This is a genomic window from Cysteiniphilum halobium (genome assembly GCF_003574425.1).
GTDB lineage: Bacteria > Pseudomonadota > Gammaproteobacteria > Francisellales > Francisellaceae > Caedibacter > Caedibacter halobius.
Genome location: NZ_QLIU01000095.1, coordinates 1 through 1,000, shown reverse-complemented (window position 1 = coordinate 1,000; position 1,000 = coordinate 1). Strand labels below are relative to the sequence as shown.

At 38.6% G+C, this 1,000-nt stretch carries 1 protein-coding gene; it reads right to left on the bottom strand.

Annotation, left to right across the window (positions count from 1 at the left end):
- Positions 1 to 1,000, bottom strand: a 1,000-nt coding sequence (locus tag DNK85_RS11045; protein ID WP_162896704.1) for a hypothetical protein, incomplete at both ends; no start/stop codon positions are given.

Here is a 1,000-nt window from a genome sequence, read left to right as displayed (position 1 = left end):
ACGTATGCTCTGCCGATCTGAAATAGGCTCTGCTTGTTGACTCCCATTTACATAATCATTAAATGTACTTAAATAGAAATGGTTTTCATCTTTATCTTGTGGAGTATATGCATCCTGACCTTCTGTGACATATGACCCCGGTGTTCTTGATATCTCAATTTCATGACTTAAATGACTGTCTGTCACATAGTTGGTAATAATAGAATGCCCGTCACTGCCAGCTTGGTCCGTCGATGCACCTCGATAGAAAAATAAATGACGATACAAAAACATCAGGTGAGGATACGTTGTAGGCTTTACAACAACTCGATCACCATTCGCCTTATATGCAATTAATTGTGCATAAAAGGTGCCCTGGTCTAACCCATTAGCATAAACGTTAACCGCGACATTTGATATATTAGCATTATATTGATTGCTCGGAGATAAGACTAAGCTTAATTTACATCTTGATGCATCCTCCAGCGCTAAACCATCCGTTGGAAACATCTGAGCAACACTACAAGTTTGACCTGCAATCTGATAACGTGCTTGTGAAATTGGCACCATCTTTGGTGTCTTTGCGGTAATATAATGATTGTTTTCCATAGTGATATAGGTTGGCACCACAGTTTTATAATCTGATAATGGATTGGTGAACCCATGTGTAACATCTGCGCCTGCATTTGCACCATATCTATCGTAGCGCATAACCCCTATAAAATTATTGGCTTGTTTAGCTGATTCTATATTTTTTCCTGCTTTGACTCCTTGGCTAACATAATAAAAATAACTGTTATTTGGTGTAATAACACCGTTATTATCAGTTGCAGAACTATTTGGTAATAGGTAACCAAATGTAGGTGCATTTTGATACTGGACCCCCCACTTTGCTGTTGCTAATATATAAGGAGATAATGCTATTGAAAAGTCATGTCCGTCATCATCTTGACCTGATTGGTTCGTCTGACGTGCAGGCTCTTGGTAATGCACGCCTTGTATACCTAAACCATAGATAATT